Origin of the sequence: Lapillicoccus sp. (assembly GCF_025353065.1) — a bacterium.
In the GTDB taxonomy this organism is placed as follows: Bacteria; Actinomycetota; Actinomycetes; order Actinomycetales; family Dermatophilaceae; genus Lapillicoccus.
Genome location: NZ_JANXRJ010000325.1, coordinates 1 through 19,144 on the forward strand (window position 1 = coordinate 1; position 19,144 = coordinate 19,144).

17 protein-coding genes are annotated in these 19,144 nt (G+C 72.5%); 10 read left to right on the forward strand and 7 right to left on the reverse strand.

What is annotated here, in order from left to right; translation table 11 throughout:
* The first annotated feature begins 107 nt into the window (after positions 1–107).
* Positions 108–1,535, forward strand: a complete 1,428-nt coding sequence (locus tag Q0R63_RS23780) for a methyltransferase domain-containing protein (RefSeq protein WP_295702752.1) — start codon at positions 108–110, stop codon at positions 1,533–1,535.
* Between the two features lie 48 nt (positions 1,536–1,583).
* Here the strand turns inward: Q0R63_RS23780 and Q0R63_RS23785 are convergent, their stop codons facing one another.
* Positions 1,584–3,620 carry a penicillin-binding transpeptidase domain-containing protein gene (locus Q0R63_RS23785; protein ID WP_295702753.1) on the reverse strand — a complete coding sequence of 679 codons (2,037 nt, stop codon included), beginning with the start codon at positions 3,618–3,620 and terminating at the stop codon, positions 1,584–1,586.
* Between the two features lie 271 nt (positions 3,621–3,891).
* On the opposite strand from Q0R63_RS23785, the gene Q0R63_RS23790 reads away from it, so the two are divergent.
* Positions 3,892–5,142: an FAD-dependent oxidoreductase gene (locus Q0R63_RS23790; RefSeq protein WP_295702754.1), complete on the forward strand. Its 1,251-nt coding sequence runs from the start codon at positions 3,892–3,894 to the stop codon at positions 5,140–5,142.
* A 120-nt stretch (positions 5,143–5,262) separates the two neighbouring features.
* On the opposite strand, the gene Q0R63_RS23795 is transcribed toward Q0R63_RS23790, so the two are convergent.
* Entirely contained in the window at positions 5,263–6,459 is a 1,197-nt protein-coding gene (locus tag Q0R63_RS23795; RefSeq protein ID WP_295702755.1) for an aminotransferase class I/II-fold pyridoxal phosphate-dependent enzyme, read from the reverse strand.
* A 1-nt stretch (position 6,460) separates the two neighbouring features.
* A complete protein-coding gene (locus Q0R63_RS23800; protein ID WP_295702757.1) occupies positions 6,461–7,417 on the reverse strand; it encodes a helix-turn-helix domain-containing protein in 957 nt (318 codons plus the stop codon).
* A gap of 93 nt (positions 7,418–7,510) precedes the next feature.
* On the opposite strand from Q0R63_RS23800, the gene Q0R63_RS23805 reads away from it, so the two are divergent.
* From Q0R63_RS23805 to Q0R63_RS23820, 4 genes are all read left to right on the forward strand, one after another.
* Positions 7,511–7,741, forward strand: a complete 231-nt coding sequence (locus Q0R63_RS23805) for a hypothetical protein (protein ID WP_295702758.1) — start codon at positions 7,511–7,513, stop codon at positions 7,739–7,741.
* A 9-nt stretch (positions 7,742–7,750) separates the two neighbouring features.
* Entirely contained in the window at positions 7,751–8,896 is a 1,146-nt protein-coding gene (locus Q0R63_RS23810) for a phosphatase domain-containing protein (RefSeq protein WP_295702760.1), read from the forward strand.
* A 74-nt stretch (positions 8,897–8,970) separates the two neighbouring features.
* Positions 8,971–9,978 carry a hypothetical protein gene (locus Q0R63_RS23815; protein WP_295702763.1) on the forward strand — a complete coding sequence of 336 codons (1,008 nt, stop codon included), beginning with the start codon at positions 8,971–8,973 and terminating at the stop codon, positions 9,976–9,978.
* 31 nt (positions 9,979–10,009) lie between these two features.
* A complete protein-coding gene (locus Q0R63_RS23820; RefSeq protein WP_295702765.1) occupies positions 10,010–10,870 on the forward strand; it encodes a DNA-formamidopyrimidine glycosylase family protein in 861 nt (286 codons plus the stop codon).
* A 96-nt stretch (positions 10,871–10,966) separates the two neighbouring features.
* Here the strand turns inward: Q0R63_RS23820 and Q0R63_RS23825 are convergent, their stop codons facing one another.
* Positions 10,967–12,694 (reverse strand): FAD-dependent oxidoreductase, encoded by a 1,728-nt coding sequence (locus Q0R63_RS23825; RefSeq protein ID WP_295702767.1) that lies wholly within the window; start codon positions 12,692–12,694, stop codon positions 10,967–10,969.
* A 68-nt stretch (positions 12,695–12,762) separates the two neighbouring features.
* Entirely contained in the window at positions 12,763–13,674 is a 912-nt protein-coding gene (locus Q0R63_RS23830) for an NAD(P)-binding protein (protein WP_295702769.1), read from the reverse strand.
* Between the two features lie 114 nt (positions 13,675–13,788).
* On the opposite strand from Q0R63_RS23830, the gene Q0R63_RS23835 reads away from it, so the two are divergent.
* Positions 13,789–14,118 (forward strand): rhodanese-like domain-containing protein, encoded by a 330-nt coding sequence (locus Q0R63_RS23835; RefSeq protein ID WP_295702771.1) that lies wholly within the window; start codon positions 13,789–13,791, stop codon positions 14,116–14,118.
* 164 nt (positions 14,119–14,282) lie between these two features.
* Positions 14,283–15,131, forward strand: coding sequence for a pyridoxal kinase PdxY (pdxY, locus tag Q0R63_RS23840; protein WP_295702772.1), 849 nt, complete (start codon positions 14,283–14,285; stop codon positions 15,129–15,131).
* 57 nt (positions 15,132–15,188) lie between these two features.
* Here pdxY and Q0R63_RS23845 read toward each other — a convergent pair whose 3' ends face one another.
* A complete protein-coding gene (locus Q0R63_RS23845; RefSeq protein WP_295702774.1) occupies positions 15,189–16,418 on the reverse strand; it encodes a CoA transferase in 1,230 nt (409 codons plus the stop codon).
* A gap of 102 nt (positions 16,419–16,520) precedes the next feature.
* On the opposite strand from Q0R63_RS23845, the gene Q0R63_RS23850 reads away from it, so the two are divergent.
* Positions 16,521–17,768: an ATP-binding protein gene (locus Q0R63_RS23850; protein WP_295702776.1), complete on the forward strand. Its 1,248-nt coding sequence runs from the start codon at positions 16,521–16,523 to the stop codon at positions 17,766–17,768.
* Positions 17,769–17,780: 12 nt separating this feature from the next.
* Here Q0R63_RS23850 and Q0R63_RS23855 read toward each other — a convergent pair whose 3' ends face one another.
* The gene (locus Q0R63_RS23855; RefSeq protein WP_295702778.1) at positions 17,781–18,062 is read right to left on the reverse strand and encodes an SAV_915 family protein; all 282 of its coding nucleotides are present in this window, start codon (positions 18,060–18,062) and stop codon (positions 17,781–17,783) included.
* 266 nt (positions 18,063–18,328) lie between these two features.
* Here Q0R63_RS23855 and Q0R63_RS23860 point away from each other — a divergent pair.
* Positions 18,329–19,144 (forward strand): putative T7SS-secreted protein (locus Q0R63_RS23860; RefSeq protein ID WP_295702779.1); only part of this gene is annotated, 816 nt, incomplete at its 3' end.

The following is a 19,144-nucleotide window of genomic DNA, read 5'->3' on the forward strand; positions in this document are numbered from 1 at the left end:
CACGACCTCGACGCCAGACCACGACCTCGGTCGGCTCGGGGCTGCTCTAGCGCAGGAGCCGCCGCCTCCTCTGGACGGTGGAAGGCCGGCCTCGGTAGGTTGCGGCCATGACTCGACCGGGCAGTGCGGAGACGGCGGCGGAGACGGCGTCGGAGCAGTGGGCGCTGGTCGACGAGGGCTGGGGTCGGGAGGCGGTCGCGTTCGCGACCCTGAGCGAGCCGGCGAACTGCCGCGAGTATGTCGCGCTGCACCAGCTGCTGGGCATCGAGGCCGGGCAGGAGGTGCTCGACGTCGCGTGCGGATCGGGCCTCGCCGTCGAGCTCGCCGCGGCGCGTGGAGCGACTGCTGCCGGGCTGGACGCCTCCGCACGCTTGGTGGCCATCGCCCGTGACCGGGCCCCGGAGGCCGACATCAGGGTCGGTGACATGAACGCGCTTCCCTGGGGGGACGGGACCTTCGATGTCGTGACCAGCTTTCGGGGGATCTGGGGCACCACCCCTGATGCGGTGGCGGAGGTGCGCCGGGTGCTGCGCCCGGGTGGCCGGGTCGGGTTGACCGTCTGGGGCCACATCAAGGACTCGCCGGGGGCGTGGGCGCTGGAGCCGTTCACCCTGGCCTCGAGGGAGAAGGTCGCCAACCACGCGGCCATGGTCAGCCTCGGACGGCCGGGCGCGGGGGAGGAGCTGCTCACGGCGTGGGGATTCGAGGACGTCCACCGGCACGAGATCCCCTTCGCCTGGGAGTTCGCCGACCCCGATCACTACGCCCGCGCCCTGGCCTCGACCGGGCCGGCCTATGAGGCGATCCAGGCCGTCGGGGAGCAGGCGTTCCTGGACCACGCCCGGGAGGTTGCCGCGTCCCGCGTCCGCGCCGGGCTGCCGCTCCGGGCGGTCATCTTCGTGGTCGGCTACGTGGCCACGAAACCCCTGGACGTCCCGCCCCCTCACGACGACGAGCCGTCGGGCAGCTTCCTGGCGCCGACCCCGCCCTCCCCCGGGGCCGAGCGACTGCGGCAGGACGACGTCGACGAGCTCGGCTACGTCATGAACGCCTCTCGGCTGTGGGGTCGTATGCCGGGTACCCTGGACGGGCTCTTCGGTCTCCTCAGCCAGTGCGTCAAGGCGGGCCGGCTCGACCAGCGGACCCGAGGGATCCTCGTCACCGCCACGGCATCGACCCTGGGGGACGCCTACTGCTCGTTCGCCTGGGGCGGCAAGCTGGCCACGTCGGCCGGTGCCGACCTCGCGGCCGGGGTCCTCCTCGGTGATGACACCGGGTTGGATCCGGCCGAACAGGTCATGGCCTCGTGGGCGCGTGCCGTGACCCGTGACGCCAACGGGACGACCAGCACCGATCTCCAGGCCCTGCGCGACGTCGGCTACGACGACGACCAGATCATGGCGATCACCGTGTTCATCGCGCTGCGACTCGCCTTCTCGACCGTCAACGACGCGCTGGGCGCGACACCGGACGCCGAGCTGGTCGCGGCCCTGCCTGCCGCCGTCGCCGACGCAGTCACCTGGGGCCGTCGCTGACGCCCCCGCGGCATACACCTCGGTCGCCTGGGGGGCGCCTCGCCCCGGTCAGCCGGCGTATGCGGCGAGGAAGGCGGCGATGAGCGGGGCGGCGGACTGCGAGCCGGAGACGCCGTTCTCGACGTATGCTGCGACCGCGAGGTCGCCGCGCGCCGCCACCATCCAGGCGTGGGTGAGCGGCGGTGTGGCTGTACCGTACTCGGCCGTACCGGTCTTGGCCAGGGTCACGCCGGAGCTCGCGAGCACCCGGCCGGAGCCTTCGCTGACGACGGCGCCCATCAGCTGCTGCAGCGACTGCGCCTCGGCCGGGGTGAGGGCCTTCGCGGGCTTGGGGAACGCCGCCACCGCCGGGTTGTCCACGATGAGCGAGGGACGCACGAGAACCCCCTTGACGACGGAGGCGACGACCGTCGCCATGTCCATCGGGGCCACCTGGACCTTGGCCTGCCCGATCATCGAGGCGGCGTGCTCGGTGCCGACGCCCTGGTCGGGGACGGAGCCGAGGTAGGCCGGGAAGCCGAGGTCGAGGTCGACGCCGATCCCGAGCGCGGCGGCCGCCGAGGTCAGGTCGGCCTGCTGGATCCTGCCGTTGTTGGAGATGAAGGCCGTGTTGCAGGAGTTGGCGAACGCGGTCCGGAACGGGATGTTGCCGAGCTTGCCGCTCGGGTAGTCGTTGTAGTTCTTGAAGACGCGGCCGTCCACGGTGACCGTGGGGGTGCAGGCCACGGCGGCGTCCGGCGTCAGCCCCGACCTCAGCAGCGCCAAGGCGGAGACGATCTTGAACGTCGATCCCGGTGCCGCGTGCCCCGTCGTCGCGACGGCCTGTCCGGCGGTCGCGGGCCCGTTGGCGGCAGCGACGATCTCGCCCGTCGAAGGTCGGATGGCGACGAGCGCGGTGGGCGTCGTCGTCTGGCCGGCGAGCGCTGCCTCGGCCGAGACCTGGGCGCCGACGTCCAGGGTCAGGGTGAGGGGCTTGCCCGGGAAAGCGGCCCGGCTGAAGAGAGATCGTGACGTGGGCTTGCCGGCCGCGTCGGTCCCGACCGCCTTGACCACCAGCCCGCTGGTGCCGCGCAGCTGGGCGTCATACCGCTGCTCGAGGCCCGAGAGACCCACCGTGTCGCCCGAGCGGATCGTGCCGTTGGACTTCGCGATGAGCTCCGCCGTCGCGTCGCCCACGGTCCCGAGCAGGGACCGCGCGAAGCCGGAGGTGGGCGCGAGCACCGCCTTGCCCGGGATGGAGACCCCGCCGGGGACGGCCGAGATCGCGGTGGCCTTCGCCGTCACGACCGGGTCGGTGTCCCGCACCGTGAGCCCCACGACGAAGGCCTTGGCCCCCGCGGCGGTGACGGCCTTGGTGAAGGCCGCTTTGTCGATCCCGACGACCCCGGCCAGGGCCGCGGCCGAGGAGGCGGCCTGGGCTGCGGTGATCCGGCCCTTGTCGATGCCGATCTGGAAGGTGGCCCGCTCGGCCATCAGTGCCACCTTGCCCGGGCCGAGGATGTCGGCGCGGGGGGCCGACGTCTGGCTGAGACCGAGCTTCTCCGTCGCGGTCAGGTCCGGGACGAAGAGGGTGGGGGACCACGTGACGTGCCACGTGCCGTCGGCGTTGAGGGTGAGGCTCGCGGTCGTCGAGTAGGTCCAGGTCGGGGCCGCGGCGGTGCCTGGCGTGGCGGCGGGGCCGGTGGTCGCCCCCGTGGCGCCCGTGCCCGTGCTGGTCGAAGTCGCCGTGCTGGTCGAAGTCGCCGTGCTGGTCGAAGTCGCCGTGCCGGCCGCAGTCGCCGTGCCCGTCGCGCCGGCGCTGCCGGCGAGGTCCCACGTCGTGGTGAGGGTGGCCGTGGCCGCCTTGTCGTTCGCCGGGTCCTTGGCCACCGACGCGACAGCAACCGTGCGCTTGACGTCCTTGAGGTCGCCGATGGCGGTGGCGACGAAGGTGGTGGCGTCGGCGGGCGTGGCGCCGTCGAGCGTCACCTTCGACAGGTTGGCGCTGGCCAGCCCGTCGGCGAGGGCCTGGGCGGCGCCGTTCGGCTCCGGCGGCTTCGTGGCGAGGTTGCACCCGGTGATGCTCCCGGCCAGGACCCCTGCCACGACGACCAGCGTCAGCCCGCGCCACCGCCTCCGCCGCGGATCCGCCCGGTGGCCGACTCGTCGTGTCCGAACGGGGTGCCCCTGACGTCCCATGCGCCCCATCCTCACACGTCCGCGACACGGCTCCGGAAATATCCGCACGCCCCGAGCGTCACGACCCGCACCCCTCCCGTGGTTGTCCCGACGGGGGATGGGTAACAGTGGACGAGGACAACCGGGCCCACGGCGCAGCCCCCGAGCGGACCCGTCACCACGACGGAAGGACCGCATCATGCCCGAGAGCACCCCCGACCCCCAGCAGGTCGTCATCGTCGGAGGCGGGCTCGCGGGCGCGGGCACCGCGGTCGCCCTGCGCGACCAGGGATATTCCGGCTCGATCGTCGTCTTCGCCGCCGAGAACCACGTTCCCTACGACCGGCCGCCGCTGTCCAAGGAATACCTCAAGGGTGAGGCAGTCGCGAGCGAGGGCGAGATCAAGCCGCAGGACTGGTATGCCGCGCACGACGTCGACCTGCGCCTCGGCACCGCGGTGACCGCCGTCGAGCGCGAGGCGCACCAGGTCGTGTCCACCGATGGTGGGCGCACGGCATACGACCGGCTCGTGCTCGCGACCGGGTCGTCGCCGCGTCGGGTCGACCTGCCCGGCCACGACCTCGGCGGTGTCGTCTCGTTGCGCACGATCGAGGACAGCGACGCGCTGAAGGCCGCCTTCGGGTCCGGCGCGCGCATCGTCATCATCGGTGCGGGGTGGATCGGGCTCGAGGTCGCCGCGGCCGCGCGCGAGGCCGGCTCGTCGGTGACCGTCCTGGAGTCGGCCGAGCAGCCGCTGGTCACGGTGGTGGGGTCGACCCTCGGTGCGTTCTTCGCCAAGCTCCATCGCGACCACGGCGTCGACCTGCGGCTGGGCGTGGAGGTGGCCTCCATCGAGGCGGCTGACGGCAGCCGCAAGGTCGGCGGCGTCACCCTCGCGGACGGCACGAGCATCCCGGCCGACCTCGTCCTCGTCGCGATCGGGGCGACCCCCAACACCGACCTCGCGGTGACGGCGGGGCTCGACGTCGACAACGGCATACTCGTTGATGCGCAAGGCCGCTCGTCCGACCCCGACGTCTTCGCGGTGGGTGACGTGGCCAACGCCGAGACGCCGAGCTTCGGGGAGCGGGTGCGCGTCGAGCACTGGGCCAATGCGCTCGACCGTCCCGCGTCCGTCGCGCGAGGAGTGCTGGGTCAGGAGGGAGGCTTCGACAAGCTGCCGTTCTTCTACTCCGACCAGTATGACCTGGGTCTCGAGTACTCCGGGCGCGCCTCTGCCACAGACGAGCTCGTCATCCGAGGTGAGATCGACTCCGGGGAGTTCCTCGCCTTCTGGCTCGACGGCGACACCGACGTCGTGAGAGCCGGCCTCAACGTCAACATCTGGGACGTCCAGGACGACATCCAGGAGCTGATCGCCTCGAAGGCCCCGGTCGACCGGGCCAAGCTCGCCGACCCCGACGTCCCCCTCAAGGACGCCAAGGCCTGACTGGCGCCCGCGGTCCCGCCTCACCCCGCCCCTCCGCTTGTTGCGTCGGATGTGACTGAATCAGCCGCCGAGGCCCCTGTTTTGGGCACTCGCGCAGCAACAAGCGAGGAGCTGGGAGGGTCAGCGGCGGGCGACGGCGTCGGCGATGCGGGCGAGCGCCTCGTCCAGCAGCGGCGCCGTCGTCGCGAAGTTGAGGCGGGCGAAGCGGCGGGCCGGGGCGCCGAAGGCGTCGCCCACGCTGAGGGCGACCCGGGCGTGCTCGAGGAGCCAGTCGGAGGGCTCGAGGTCGAGCGCGAGCTCGGAGAAGTCGAGCCACGCGAGGTAGGTCGCCGCGTTGGTCCGGTGGGTCACGCCGGGCATCGCCGCGACCGCGTCGGCGACCAGCAACCTGTTGTGCGCCAGTCGGTCTCGCACCTGGCCCATCCAGGCCCCACCCTCCCGGTATGCCGCGATGTTGGCCTCGATGCCGAGGGTCCCGACCCCGATCGTCATCTCGTGCGGGAGGCCGCGCCACCGCGCGGTGTCGGCGGCGGAGGTCGTCACCACCTGGGCGCAGGTCAGACCCGGAAGGTTCCACGCCTTGGAGGCGGAGGTGATCGTGACGGTGTGCGCGGCTGTGGCAGTGGACAACCCGGCATACGGGAGGTGGGTGCCGTCGAAGACGAGCGGCGAGTGGATCTCGTCGGAGACCACCCGCGCCCCGTGCCGCTCGACGACGTCGGCGAGGGCCAGCATCTCGGCCCTGGTGTGGACGTGGCCGAGGGGGTTGTGCGGGTTGCAGAGGATGAGGGTGCGTGCCCCCGCGGCGAAGGCGGCGTCGATCGCGTCGACGTCCAGGGCCCACGCCGGGGCGCTCTGGGACAGGCTCGCCGGGCTCGTCGGCCGGGTCATGGGGACGTGCACCTGGGGCAGGCCGCGCAGCCGGACGACGTCGAAGAACGGCATATAGGCCGGGGTGGGGATGATGACGGGCGCGCTCGCCTCACACAGGGTTTCGAGGGCGAGACCGACACCCTTGACGACGTTGGGCACGAGGTGGACGCCGTCGGGGTCGATGCCCCAACCGTGCTCGCGCTGCGACCACTCGGCGAGCGCGACGTCGAGACCTGACTTCTGCGCGGTGAGGGGGTAGCCGAGGGTCTCGGCGTCGATGGCGCCGTGGACGGCGGCGCGGACGTGCGGGTCGGTCGGGAAGTCCATCTCCGCCACCCACATCGGGATGACGTCGTCGGCGTAGCGGTTCCACTTCGCGGTCCGGCGGGCCCGCAGGGCCTCGGGCCCCAGCGCATCGAGGTCGACCCCGTCGGGAGGGGCCACCTCAGCCCGCGTTCCGTGTGAACGTCCGCCGGTAGTCACCCGGAGCGACTCCGACGGTCCGGGTGAAGTGGTGCCGCAGCAGCGCGGCGCTGCCGAAGCCGCTGTGGGTCGCCACCGACTCGATCGAGAGGTCGCTGCCTTCGAGCAGCTCGCGCGCGTGGTGAAGCCGTTGCAGCGCAAGCCATTTGGCGGGCGTCGTGCCGGTCTCGGTGACGAAGCGGCGGGCAAACGTGCGTTCGGACATCGTCGCTCGCCTGGCGAGCTCGCGGACGGGCTGGTCCTCGCCGAGATGCTCGACCATCCACGTCATGACCGGCTCCAGGCTGTCGCTCGAGCACGCCCGCATGGGCAGGTCGACGAACTGGCGCTGGCCCCCGTCGCGCTGCGGCGGCACGACCATCCGCCGCGCGATCGTCGTCGCGACCTGGGCGCCGAGCTCGCGCCGCACGAGGTGGAGGCAGGCGTCGATGCCGGCCGCGGTGCCGGCGCTCGTGATGATGTCCCCGTCGTCGACGAAGAGGACGTCGCTGGTGACCCGGGCCGCGGGGTATGCCGCCGCGAGCTCCTCGGCGTGCAGCCAGTGGGTGACGCAGGCGCGGCCGTCGAGCAGTCCCGCCGCGCCGAGGGCGAACACGCCCGAGCAGACCGAGAGGAGCACCGCGCCCGCGGCATGGGCCTGCCGCAAGGCCTCGAGCAACCCCGGGGTGAAGGCGCGCAGCCCGGTGGCGCCCACGACGACGAGGTCGGCCCCGTCGAGAGCCTCGAGGCCCTGCGCCACGTTGAGGGTCAGCCCGTTGGTGAGCAGGACGGGAGTCCCGGGGTCCTCGGCGCAGACCCGGAAGTCGATGGGCGGCACTCCTTGGGCGGTGCGGTCGATGCCGAACACCTCACAGACGACACCGAACTCGAAGGTCGCGGCCTGCGGTGGGAGGACCACGGCGACGGTGCGGAGAGGCATGCCGGCCATTCTGGCATACGATGGCAGGAAATTGATGAAGGGGGTCAGTTCTGCCACTCGTGGCGGAAATCTGATGAGCGCAAACTTACTGCCATGGAAACCTTCACCGGAGCCGCCCTGTTCATCGCGTTCGTCTTCTGGCTCGCCGCCACGGTCGAGCGCACCCACCGTCGTTCCCGCTTCGAGGAGCCCGACCGGCTGCCGTTCGGCGTCGACCACGAGGGGGACCGCGACATCGTGCGCACCCTCCAGGAGCTCGAGACGGTCCGCGAGCGCGACGAGCCGACGCCCCACACCGAGGCGGGGGACCGACCGATGCCCTAGGTTGGACGTATGTCGAGGCCGCACGCCGCCGCCATCGTCGAGGACGCATGGCACCGCCAGTTCGACCGGGTGCTGAGGCGACGGGGCTGGCGCAACCGCATCATCGGCCACGTCGGATACGGCTCCACGGACTTCGTCCGCGTCTTCGCCCGCGTGGTCCTGAGCCGGGTGCGCGACGAGTGCGACGAGAAGGACGACGACCCGACCTACGGCGGTCTGCGGTCCCCGTTCGGCCGCAGCCGCGGCTGGCGGGTCTTCTTCACCGCACCGGCCATGGACGTCCCGATCACGATCACCGCGGGCGAGCACGTGGCCCACGGGCGCAGCGACCGGTCGGGGCACGTCGACCTCACCTTCCGCGGCCACGGGCTCGACCCGGGTTGGCACCAGGTCCGCGTCGTCGCCCAGAACGCCGAGCCCGTCGACGTCGAGGTCTTCATCGTCGGCGACGACGTCGACTACGGGCTCGTGAGCGACATCGACGACACCGTCATCTCGACCTCCCTGCCCCGGGTGTTCCTCGCCGCGTGGAACACCTTCGTGCGGCACGAGGGGGCCCGCCGCGTCGTCGCCGGGATGGCGCCGCTCTATCGCGAGCTGATCGCCGGCCACCCCGGTGCCCCGGTCGTCTACATCTCCACGGGCGCGTGGAACACCGCCCCGCCGCTGACCCGTTTCCTCCGCGGCCACGGCTATCCCGTCGGCCCGTTGCTGCTCACCGACTGGGGCCCCACCAACACCGGGTGGTTCCGCAGCGGCCAGGAGCACAAGCGCTCGTGCCTCGACCGGCTCGCCCGCGACTTCCCCAAGATCCGGTGGGTGCTCGTCGGCGACGACGGTCAGCACGACCTCAAGGTCTACTCCGACTTCGCCGAGGCCCGGCCCGAGCGGATCGACTCCGTCGCCATCCGGCAGTTGACGCCGACCGAGCAGATCCTCTCGCACGGCATACCGGTCCCGACCGAGGACCTGACGGCACGCACGACGCGCGCCTCCCGCGAGATCCCGATCTACTACTCGCCCGACGGTTTCGGCCTGTTGCGCATCCTGCGGGACGCGGGCAAGGTCGCGGCGCCCGTCCGCGCGGACGACGGTGGCAAGGCCCCCCGGTCGCCGGATCGGCCCGAGTCCTCACCCGAGGGTGCGACCCGCTGACTCCCGTATGCCGCCGCGCCGGTCACCCGGGCGACAGTCGCGGCCCGGGTCGACGGGTCGTCCTCCTGGGCGCGATGGTGGGCGCCGCGTCCTTGGTCGCATGCAGCAGCGGGACGGCGGCGCAGATTGGCTCGACGACCGGTAGCGCCACCTCGTCCCCGTCCGTCGCTGGCTCCGCGACGACCTCCGCCACGAGCCCGGCCGCCGGAGCGACGACGACCGCGACCACTGGCCCGGCCCCGGCCCCGACCGGTCCGGCGCTCCCCGCCTTCACGCCGTGGTCGCCGGACGCGAACGACGTCGATCCCGCGGTCAAGCTCACCGCCGTCCAGGTCGTCGAGGCCCTCCTCACCCACCCCGCGTCCGGCGCGGGCGCGACCGCGGCCCGCCAGCGGCTGGCGGCGCTCGGACAGGATCCCGGCCTCGTCGACGCCGTCCTCGGGCTCATCGGCACGACGGGGGCCTCGATCGCCGAGGTGGTCGACGTGCAGTACGGCGGCATCCTCGCGACCTCGTCGAGCGTCCTCGTGGTGATGCGCGTGCGGACGCAGGCGCCGGACGGGACGATCACGCAGGGAGGGACGACGGTCGACGTCCGCCTGGTCAGCGCCAGTCCCCGCTGGCGGGTGACCGAGCTGCACCCGGCCGTCCCCGGGCCTGCTGTCTCCCCTCTCTCGGCCCCGGCTCGGCAGGTCCTCGCGTCCTCACGGATCACCCTCCCCCCGGCGTCGAACGCCGACGTCCTCTCCGGCCAGGTCCACGACTCCGTGCTCCAGGCCCTGCTCACCCTGTCCGCGTCGCACACGATCGGCGTCTCCGTCGTGCGGTCCGGGCACCCGACCTACGTCTTCGGCACCGGACGCCTCAGCGACCACCCCCGAGGCCGAGCGTTCGACACCTGGCAGATCGACGGGCACGCCGTCGTCAGCTCCGCAACGCCACGCTCCTTGGTCGTGTCCTACATGCAGGCCGCCGCAGCTGCCGGGTCCTACAACGTCGGCGGCCCCTACCTGCTGCCCGGATTTACGTACTTCTCCGACGCCACCCACCACGACCACGTGCACGCGGGCTTCCGGACCTGAACGACGGGCGCCGCGGTGCCATGATGGGCGGGTGCCGGAGCTGCCCGAGGTCCAGGCGCTCGTCGACTTCCTCGCCGAGCGCACCGACGGTCTGGCCGTGGCCGGGGTAGAGCTCGCGTCGTTCTCGGTGCTCAAGACCTTCGACCCGCCGTCGACCGCGCTGGCCGGCGGCATGGTCGACGGGGTGCACCGGCACGGCAAGTTCCTCGACCTCGACGTCGACGGCATCCACCTCGTCTTCCACCTCGCCCGGGCGGGCTGGCTGCGGTGGTCCGACGAGCTCTCACCGACGGTGCTGCGGCCGGGCAAGTCGCCGATCGCGCTGCGGGTGCGGCTGTCCGACGGCTCCGGTTTCGACCTGACGGAGGCCGGCACGAAGAAGTCGCTCGCGGCCTACATCGTCCGCGACGTGCAGCAGGTGCCCGGCATCGCGCGGCTCGGGCCCGACCCGATGGCCGACGACTTCTCGCTCGAGCGTTTCGCCGGGCTGCTGGCAGGTCGCCGCACGCAGATCAAGGGCCTGCTGCGCGACCAGGAGTTCCTGGCCGGCATCGGCAACGCCTACTCCGACGAGATCCTCCACGTCGCGCGGATGTCGCCCTTCGCGATCGCCGGCAGCCTCAAGCCCGACGACGTCGAGCGCCTGTATGCCGCGATGCGCGACACGCTCGCGGGCGCCGTCGTCGCGGCGTCCGGCAAGCCGGCGAAGGAGCTCAAGGACGCCAAGCGCGAGGGGATGCGGGTCCACGGCCGGACCGGTCTGATCTGCCCGGTCTGCGGGGACGTCGTGCGCGAGGTGTCCTTCGCCGACTCGTCGCTGCAGTACTGCGCCACCTGCCAGACCGGCGGGAAACCCCTCGCCGACCGGCGGATGTCGCGGCTGCTGAAGTAGCCCTCGGGGACGGATGACGGCAGGTGCCCGGTTTCGTCACCGACTCGGCGGTCATACCGGACACGTGCCGGTTGACAGTCCCTGCCCGTCGAGCCGCTACCCGCCGAGGGCGAGGTACGCGTGCACGAGGGGCACGGCGGCGGAGCCCTCACCTGAGGCAGCGGCGACCCGCTTCATCGACGCCACCCGGATGTCGCCCACGGCGAAGACGCCCGGCACCGTCGTGGCGAGCGACTCCGGCGGCCGGCCGTCGACCCACTGCTCCGGCGGCACGTCGCGGCCGGTGAGGATGAACCCGCGGTCGTCGCGGTGCACCGAGTCGGGCAGGAAGTGGGCGCAGGGGTCGGCGCCGAGCAGCAGGACCAGCCCGTTGGTGTCGGCGCGCTCCTCCTCCCCCGTCACGGTGTGCCGCAGGGTCAGCCAGCTCAGCCAGCCCTCGCCGCCGCCGTCGACGATTTCGGTGTGCGGGCGGACGGAGATGACGGGGTTGGCCTCGACCTCACGGACGAGGTAGTCGGACATGGTCGAGACCAGCGACTCGCGCCGGATGACGATGGTCACCGACTTCGCGAAGCGCGAGAGGTGCACGGCCGCCTGCCCGGCCGAGTTGCCACCGCCGACGACGTGCACGGAGCGGCCCGTCATGAACGGCGCGATGGTCGTCGCCGCGCCGTAGGTGACGCCGAGGCCGATCATCGACTCGATCGACTCGACCTCGAGCCGCCGGTATGCCGCCCCGCTCGCCACGACGACGGCCCGCCCACGGACGCTGGTGCCGTCCTCGAGCGTCAGGGTGTGAGGCTCCCCCGGACCCGACCCCTCGGTCAGCGCCGTGACGGGCAGCCCGACGAAGAAACGGGCCCCAAAACGCAACGCCTGCATGCGTGCTCGCTGGGCCAGCCGCATCCCTGAGATGCCGCGCGGGAAGCCGAGGTAGTTGCGGATCATCGAGCTGGTGCCCGCCTGGCCGCCGATCGCCTCCGACTCCAGGACGACGGTGGTCAGTCCCTCGGAGGCGCCGTAGACCGCGGCGGCGAGACCCGCCGGGCCGGATCCGACGACCACGAGGTCGGCCACGAAGTCGGCGTCGAGGTCGGTGACCGAGCCGTACATCATCGCGCCCAGTCGGGCCAGCGTCGGGGCCACGAGGATGTCCTCGGGCTCGATCGCCAGGGTGTCCGGGCTTCCCTTCTTGGCGGGGTAGTGGACGAGCGGGAAGGCCGCGTTGGGCCCGACCGACGCGATGATCGCCTGTCCCACCTCGGTGCTCGCGTGGTAACGACGGTGCGGGATGCCCATCCGCTGCATGTAGTCGACGACCCGGGCGACGTCGGCCGACTTCGCATCGAAGACGATCTGCACGCCGTCGACCTCGACCGCGTCGGTGGACCAGCTCCAGTCCGAGAGCATCTCGACGATCGCGGCGTGGAACTCCTCGTCGCGCGGCGCCGTCGGGATGCCCAGCCACGCGTCGAGCCGCCCTTCACCGAGCGCCGTGCGTAGCCGAGGGAGATTGGGGGAGTAGCGCGCCGGCGCAAGGAGGGCGATCCGGCGAGCCGTCGCGGTGATGGAGTGGACCTCGTTCAGGAGGGCGAGGCCGTCGGCGTCCGGCAGCTCGGACTGGGCGCAGATGAGAGCGATCGGGCGCCGGTCGATGGTCAGCTCGCGCGCCCGGTCGAGCAGCTCCGCCGCGGTGTGGACGAGCTCGACGTCGTAGTCCGCGGCATACCGGCTCAGGAAGGTGTGCCGCACCGCCTCGTTCTGCTCGACGTCGGCCGCGAGCAGGATGACCGGCGTGCCGACGGGGCGGCTCTCGATTCCCATGTGCGCCAATGTAGTCGGGGTGGACCCGGTGGGGGGTTTGTCCGCGGGTGGCCCGGGTGGTGCGACGCTCAGGCCGCGATCGCGCGGGCCAGCTCCACCCCGGATCGCCACGCACTCTCGACCCGGGGCGGTCCGTCGGGGCACCACTGGTCGCCGGCCAGGCCGAGCCGGCCGTCCCAGTGGTGCGTCGTCGGGTGCGCCGAGGCGGGCTTCGCGAAGGTCCAGCGGTGCGCGTGGGTCCACTCGGGCGGGCCGGTCCCGAGCAGCCGCTCGAGCGCGGCGGTGACGTGGGGGATCACGGTGTCCGGCGACTCGAGGTGGCGGCGCGCGAGGTCCGGCGTGGCGTGCGCGACGAGCACCGGCGCGCCGTCGCCGCGGCGCGAGCCGTCGTCGGCGATGAAGATGAGGTCGGCGTCGTCGTTGACGAAGGCGGCGTCGAGGCTCCACGACCGGTCCCCGAAGCCGCAGGCCACCGCGATGACGGGATCGGACTCGAGCCAGTCGACCCCCTCCACCCCGGTATGCCCGGCCGCCAGCAGTCGCGAGGCCTGCGCGTCGGGCATCGCCAGCACGACCGGCCCGTCGGGCAGCGCCGTCACGTCCTGCTCGAGGGCGACCGCGACGTCGGTGAGCAGGGCGCGGACGAGGCTGCGCAGCCCACCCGGGGTGGCCCACCGCATCGGGCCGCTCGACTGCCGCCGCTCGGCGTCCGGGGACAGCACGTCGAACGTGTCCGTCCACCGGCGAGCGAGTCCCGCGTCCGCCCAGCCGCCGACGACCTCCTCGAAGCCTGTGTCGCGCACCGTGAAGTAGCCGGCTCCCAGGTCGACCCGACGGCCGTGGACGGTCGGCGACGCCAGCCGGCCGCCGGGCGCACGACCCCGGTCGAGGACACGACAGGGCACCCCGAGGCGGCCCAGCTCTCGGGCGCAGGCCGCGCCGGCGATGCCGGCTCCGACGACGGTCACGGAAATATCCATACCGGCGACCGTACCCAGCCAGCTCCGGGGCCACGCGCGGGCAGCTACCGGACACGACCGCATACGGCGGGCTCCCGCACGGCGCGACCTCCGCACCGATGAGATGATGCGCGCATGAGCGACGTGCCCCAGACCCCGCCCATCGAGCTCGCCGACGACGCCGTGGTGCTCGACGTCCGCGAGCAGGACGAGTGGGACCTCGGGCACGCGCCGAATGCCGTGCACATCCCGCTCGGCGACCTCGCCGCCCGGCTCGGCGAGCTGCCCCAGGTCGACGGCCCGCTGCCCGTGATGTGCAAGGGCGGCGGCCGCTCGGCTCGCGCGGTCGCCTGGCTCACACAGCAGGGGTTCGAGGCGACCAACGTCGACGGCGGCATGACGGCCTGGGCCGCCGCCGGAAAGCAGATGGTCGCCACCGGCGACGCGGCCCCGCGGGTCAAGTAGGCGTCCTCGGGTCGCGTCTCAACCGCGCGCCCGTCGAACGGGCGCATCTCTGGGTGATGGTCGACTCGGCGGCAATAGAGGGGGTTGATCCCGTCCGACGGTCGCTCTCTGACGGGCAGCACCAAGAACGCGGCGCATCACGGCCTCGCGGTAGCCTCCGGCGAGTGAAGATCATGTCGATCCAGTCCCACGTCGCCTACGGTCACGCCGGCAATTCCGCCGCCGTCTTTCCCCTGCAGCGGCTCGGGCACGACGTCTATCCCGTTCTCACGGTGACGTTCTCGAACCACACCGGCTACGGCACGACGCGTGGACCGCTCATCGCGCCGGCCGACGTCGCCGAGGTGATCAACGGGATCGAGGACCGTGGTGCCTTCCCGGGCATCGACGCCGTGCTCTCCGGCTACCAGGGGGCGGAGACGGTCGGCGAGGTCGTCCTCGACGCCGTCGCTCGGGTCAAGGCGGCCAACCCCGCGGCGATCTACTGCTGCGACCCCGTGATGGGCGACACCGGCCGCGGCTTCTACGTGCGCGACGGCATACCGGAGTTCATGCGCGACAACGTGATTCCCCGCGCTGACATCGCGACCCCTAACCAGTTCGAGCTCGAGTTCCTCGCCGGTATGCCGGTAGTCACCCAGGCCGACCTGCTCACCGCCGTCGAGACCGTCCGGATGTCCGGGCCGAGGACCGTGCTCGTCACGAGCGTCCTCACCGCCGACACCCCGGCCGACTCGATCCAGATGGTGTGCGTGAGCGACGCGGGCTCGTGGGTCGTGACGACGCCGATGCTCCCCCTGACGGTCCGCGGCGGCGGCGACGCCACGGCCGCGCTCTTCCTCGCGCACACCCTCACCGACGGCCCACGAGTTGCGCTGTCCCGCACCGCCGCCACGATGTATGCCGTCCTCGAGGCCACCGCCGCCGCGGGCAGCGCGGAGATGCTGCTCATCCCGACGCAGGACGCGATCGCCCACCCCGACGAGCGCTTCGAGGTCGCCGACCTCGCCTGACCGCTCCCGGTCACCCCCCTTCCTCGTTCCGAGTCCGGAAGACAAGGGTGCGGGTGCTTAGCCCTCGTCGGCCCAGACCGCTGCGCTCGAGCCGCAGGCGGTGACCGCCGAGGAGACCCCGTCGACCTCCCACATCGACCGCACCCGCGTCAGTCGGCCGGCGGGGGTCTCCACCGTCTCGAGGTGGACGGCGTCGTCGGCAGCCAGCGCAAGGGAGGTGGTCGGGCCGAGGGCGAGGAGGGCCAGCCCGGCACCGGTGAGGGACGTCGTGATCCGGGCACCCCGACCGCAGGCGAGGGCGTGGAGGATCGCGCCGGCGAGGAGGTAGCCGCAGGAGTGGTCGAGAGCCTGCGCCGACAGGGCCCCCGGTATGCCGCCCGCCCCCGCCTCGAGGTCCGCGATCCCGCAGGCGGCCTGGATCGTGGCGACGACGGCGTCCGGGCGTCGGCAGTGGAGGTCGTCGGCCCCGAGTCCCAGGTGATCCAGCGCGCCCGGACGGTAGCCCGTGACGATGACGTCGGCCTCCTCGACGAGCCGTCTGGTGAGTTCAGGCTCACCGGCGAGATCGACTGTGACAGAGCGCTTCCCGGCAGCAGAGTCGAGGTAGGCGCCCGGCATCTCCGGGAGCTGCGGCGGGTCGATGCGCAGGACGTCCATCCCGAGGGCGGCCAGGGTGCGCGTCGTCACCGGCCCGGCGATGACCCGGGTGAGGTCGAGGACGCGGATCCGGCGGGAGGGGACGGCGCGCGTTACGCCCCGCTCGACGGTGAGCAGCGGCGCCGGGCCGACGACGGCACCGAACTCGGCGGCTGTCCGCACTCGCGCGGCGATCCCGCCGGCCGCGGTGACGGCGTCCTCGAGCTCATGGGCCCGCCACGAGCGGATGGCCGCGGCAGCGTTCTCCTTCGTCGGGGGCCGCCGCTCGTCCGCGTCGAGTCCGAGCACCGCGGCCAACCGAGCCCGGTGCCAGTCGTAGTCGGCGTGGGTCCGCACCCACCCGTCCCTCGCCTCGAAGAACCCCGACAGCGGGGCGAAGCTCGGGAACGCCGCTCCGTCGAGTCGCAGGTGCCCGAGGCTGCGGAAGTTCGCGCCGACCCGCCCGGGGTCCACGGTCAGGTCGGTGCCGAGCCAGCGCCAGGCCTCGGTGGCGCAGAAGCCCACGGAACCGACGGCGAGGTCCTCCGACCGCGACCGCGAGTCCAGACCCGTCGTGCCGGGGGACACGGAGGCGGCGGGCCCTTCGTCCCCGACCGCGGCCATCAGGGAGGTCAGGACCGGGTTCGTCATACGCCGATGCTACGGATGCGACGACGCTGCCGAGCCGACACGGCATACCGTTGTCTGCGTCAATCTCGGGTGAACGCTAGAGAGCCCCATACGCTCGGAGACATGGACCCGGTGCGCAACCCCTATGCCCCCGGCGCCGGCCAGCGCCCGCCCGAGCTCGCCGGGCGGGACGACCAGCTGCACGCCTTCGACGTCGTGCTCGAGCGCGTCGCGAAGGGGCGCCCGGAACGCTCGATCATCCTCACCGGGCTGCGCGGCGTCGGCAAGACGGTGCTGCTGAATGCGTTGCGGTCGGCGGCGGTCCGGGCGCAGTGGGGGACCGGCAAGCTCGAGGCGCGCCCCGACCAGGGCCTGCGGCGGCCGCTGTCGGCGGCCCTCCATGTCGCGGTCCGCGAGCTGGGCCACCCGCAGCTCGAGGCGGTCGAGCAGGTGCTCGGCACGATCAAGGCCTTCGCCCTGCGCGACTCCGGCCCCAGCAGCAAGCTGCGCGACCGGTGGAGCTCGGGCATCGACGTCCCGGCGACGACCGGTCGCGCCGACTCGGGGGACATCGAGATCGACCTCGTCGAGCTGCTGTCCGACCTCGGCGGGCTGGCGGCCGACCTCGGTCGCGGGGTGGCGATCTTCGTCGACGAGATGCAGGACCTCGGTCCCGACGACGTGTCGGCGCTCTGCGCGGCCTGCCACGAGATCTCCCAGGCGGGGCTGCCGGTCATCGTCGTCGGCGCCGGCCTGCCGCACCTGCCCGCGGTCCTGTCCGCCAGCAAGTCCTACAGCGAGCGGCTCTTCCGCTACACCCGCATCGACCGCCTCGACCGCGCCGCCGCCGACACCGCCCTCGTCGCGCCGGCGCGGGAGGAGGGGGCCGGGTTCACCCCCGAGGCGCTCGCCGAGATGTATGCCGTGACCGCCGGCTACCCCTACTTCGTCCAGGCCTACGGCAAGGTCGCCTGGGACGTCGCGCCCACCTCGCCGATCACGCTGGCCGACGTGCGGGTGGCGGTGCCGGAGGCCGAGGCCGAGCTCGCGGTGGGGTTCTTCGGATCCCGATACGAACGCGCGACGCCCGCCGAACGGGAGTACCTCCGCGCGATGGCCGATGCCGCGGTGACACGGGAGACGGAGGGGCTTGATCCCGTCCGACCGTCCTTGGTTGACACGAGCGAGCCTGCTACTGAGCCGGATTCGGTCGCGACGGCCGCGGTCGCCGCCGTCCTCGCCCGCAAGCCGCAGTCCCTCTCACCCGCACGTGACGCCCTCCTCAAGAAGGGCCTGATCTACTCCGGCGAGCGCGGCCAGATCGCCTTCACGGTCCCGCACTTCGGGCGCTACCTCCGCTCGACGGCCTGACGGTCCCAGCTCTCAGGCGCTGACGGCCCTCCGGACGGCGCCGGGCATGAACGCCATCACGAGCTGCGGGTCGACCTGGATGCGGTGGATGTCGACGCTGGCCAGCATCCGGCGGAGCCCGCACTCTCCGAGCATGACCCAGTCGTGCCGGGGCTGGGCTGCCTGCATCGCTTCCAGCGAGCTATAGGCGACGCCGACCCTCTCACCCCCGGGCAGCCGGGCCGTCATCGGCGTGATCGCGCCGGTCGGGGAGACGCGGATGGGGGCGACCAACGGGTGTTGCGGACCCTCCATCGGAGGTAGTGCTCCTTCTGACGTGATGTGCTGACCTCTCGACGGTACGAGCGCCGACGCGCGCCGCGAAGGGGCCTGATGCGTTCTTGACGACGGCTTGACGCTGCCTGCGCGGCCCTCCGTCGAGCGTGACGCGACACCGCACATCCTCACCTGTGGATAACTGATGGCTTCGTAGCGACTGTTTGACTACGTTTGCCTCATGCAGCCATCGCCGATCGGCGTCCCAGGGCCCAGCGGGTATGCCGCGGCGACAGGTGGGGGAGGTGAGTGACGCCTACGGCGATCTGATGCTGGCGATGCCGGTCGAGCGGTTGGTCCCGGGCGAGCCGGTCGGGATCGACCGGCTCGCCCAGAGCATGCTGCGGTGGTCGGAGCTGTTCGCCGATGCCGCGAAGGCGCTGCGCCGGATCGACGTGGTCTGGACGGGGCAGGCGGCCGACGCGTTCCAGGCGCAGTTCCAGCTGCAGCCGGCCGCGTTCGCCGACGCGGCGACCGCGATGGACGACGCGGGCTACGCGGTGGGGTCCTACGGGATCGCGTTCCACTCCGCCCGCGAGGCCGCGGCCATCGCGCTCGAGACGTTCCAGCGGGGGGTCCGGGCCCGGCTCGCCGCCCGGACGGCCGCTGCTGCGGCGTCGGCTGCGGCCGGCGGGGTGGGCGGGTTCATGCCGACCTCGGGACCGGTCGACCTGCGCGACGAACCCGCCGGGTTGCAGGACCGGCTGACCGGGGTCGAGAAGCTGTCCGCCGCACGACAAGCGTTGCTGCAGGCGGGCGAGCGCGCCACGACCACGGTCCGCGAGGCGATGGCCCACGCCCCCGAGCAGGTCACGGCGCTGGAGCACGGCGCGAACTTCATGTCGGGAGGGTGGAACCAGGAACGGACCGACTTCACCGTCGGCGCCGCCCGAGGGATGCTCGACCTGAGTGGCCAAGCCACCTTTCCCGTCGTCGCGCCCCTGGTGATGAACCCGGTCAACCAGGCCCTCGACGACCTCGAGTGGCGCTGGAACATCGGCTCGGGCAGCGGTTTCCACCAAGCCGGCGCCATCGTCATCCCCGCCATCGCCACCGGCGGA

What these genes read in the sequence shown, in the direction of transcription:
- Q0R63_RS23780 (WP_295702752.1), top strand. Translation starts at nt 108, where the DNA reads ATGACTCGACCGGGCAGTGCGGAGACGGCGGCGGAGACGGCGTCGGAG.
- Q0R63_RS23790 (WP_295702754.1), top strand. Translation starts at nt 3,892, where the DNA reads ATGCCCGAGAGCACCCCCGACCCCCAGCAGGTCGTCATCGTCGGAGGC.
- Q0R63_RS23800 (WP_295702757.1), bottom strand. Translation starts at nt 7,417, where the DNA reads ATGCCTCTCCGCACCGTCGCCGTGGTCCTCCCACCGCAGGCCGCGACC.
- Q0R63_RS23805 (WP_295702758.1), top strand. Translation starts at nt 7,511, where the DNA reads ATGGAAACCTTCACCGGAGCCGCCCTGTTCATCGCGTTCGTCTTCTGG.
- Q0R63_RS23810 (WP_295702760.1), top strand. Translation starts at nt 7,751, where the DNA reads ATGTCGAGGCCGCACGCCGCCGCCATCGTCGAGGACGCATGGCACCGC.
- Q0R63_RS23815 (WP_295702763.1), top strand. Translation starts at nt 8,971, where the DNA reads ATGGTGGGCGCCGCGTCCTTGGTCGCATGCAGCAGCGGGACGGCGGCG.
- Q0R63_RS23825 (WP_295702767.1), bottom strand. Translation starts at nt 12,694, where the DNA reads ATGGGAATCGAGAGCCGCCCCGTCGGCACGCCGGTCATCCTGCTCGCG.
- Q0R63_RS23830 (WP_295702769.1), bottom strand. Translation starts at nt 13,674, where the DNA reads ATGGATATTTCCGTGACCGTCGTCGGAGCCGGCATCGCCGGCGCGGCC.
- Q0R63_RS23835 (WP_295702771.1), top strand. Translation starts at nt 13,789, where the DNA reads ATGAGCGACGTGCCCCAGACCCCGCCCATCGAGCTCGCCGACGACGCC.
- Q0R63_RS23845 (WP_295702774.1), bottom strand. Translation starts at nt 16,418, where the DNA reads ATGACGAACCCGGTCCTGACCTCCCTGATGGCCGCGGTCGGGGACGAA.
- Q0R63_RS23850 (WP_295702776.1), top strand. Translation starts at nt 16,521, where the DNA reads ATGGACCCGGTGCGCAACCCCTATGCCCCCGGCGCCGGCCAGCGCCCG.
- Q0R63_RS23855 (WP_295702778.1), bottom strand. Translation starts at nt 18,062, where the DNA reads ATGGAGGGTCCGCAACACCCGTTGGTCGCCCCCATCCGCGTCTCCCCG.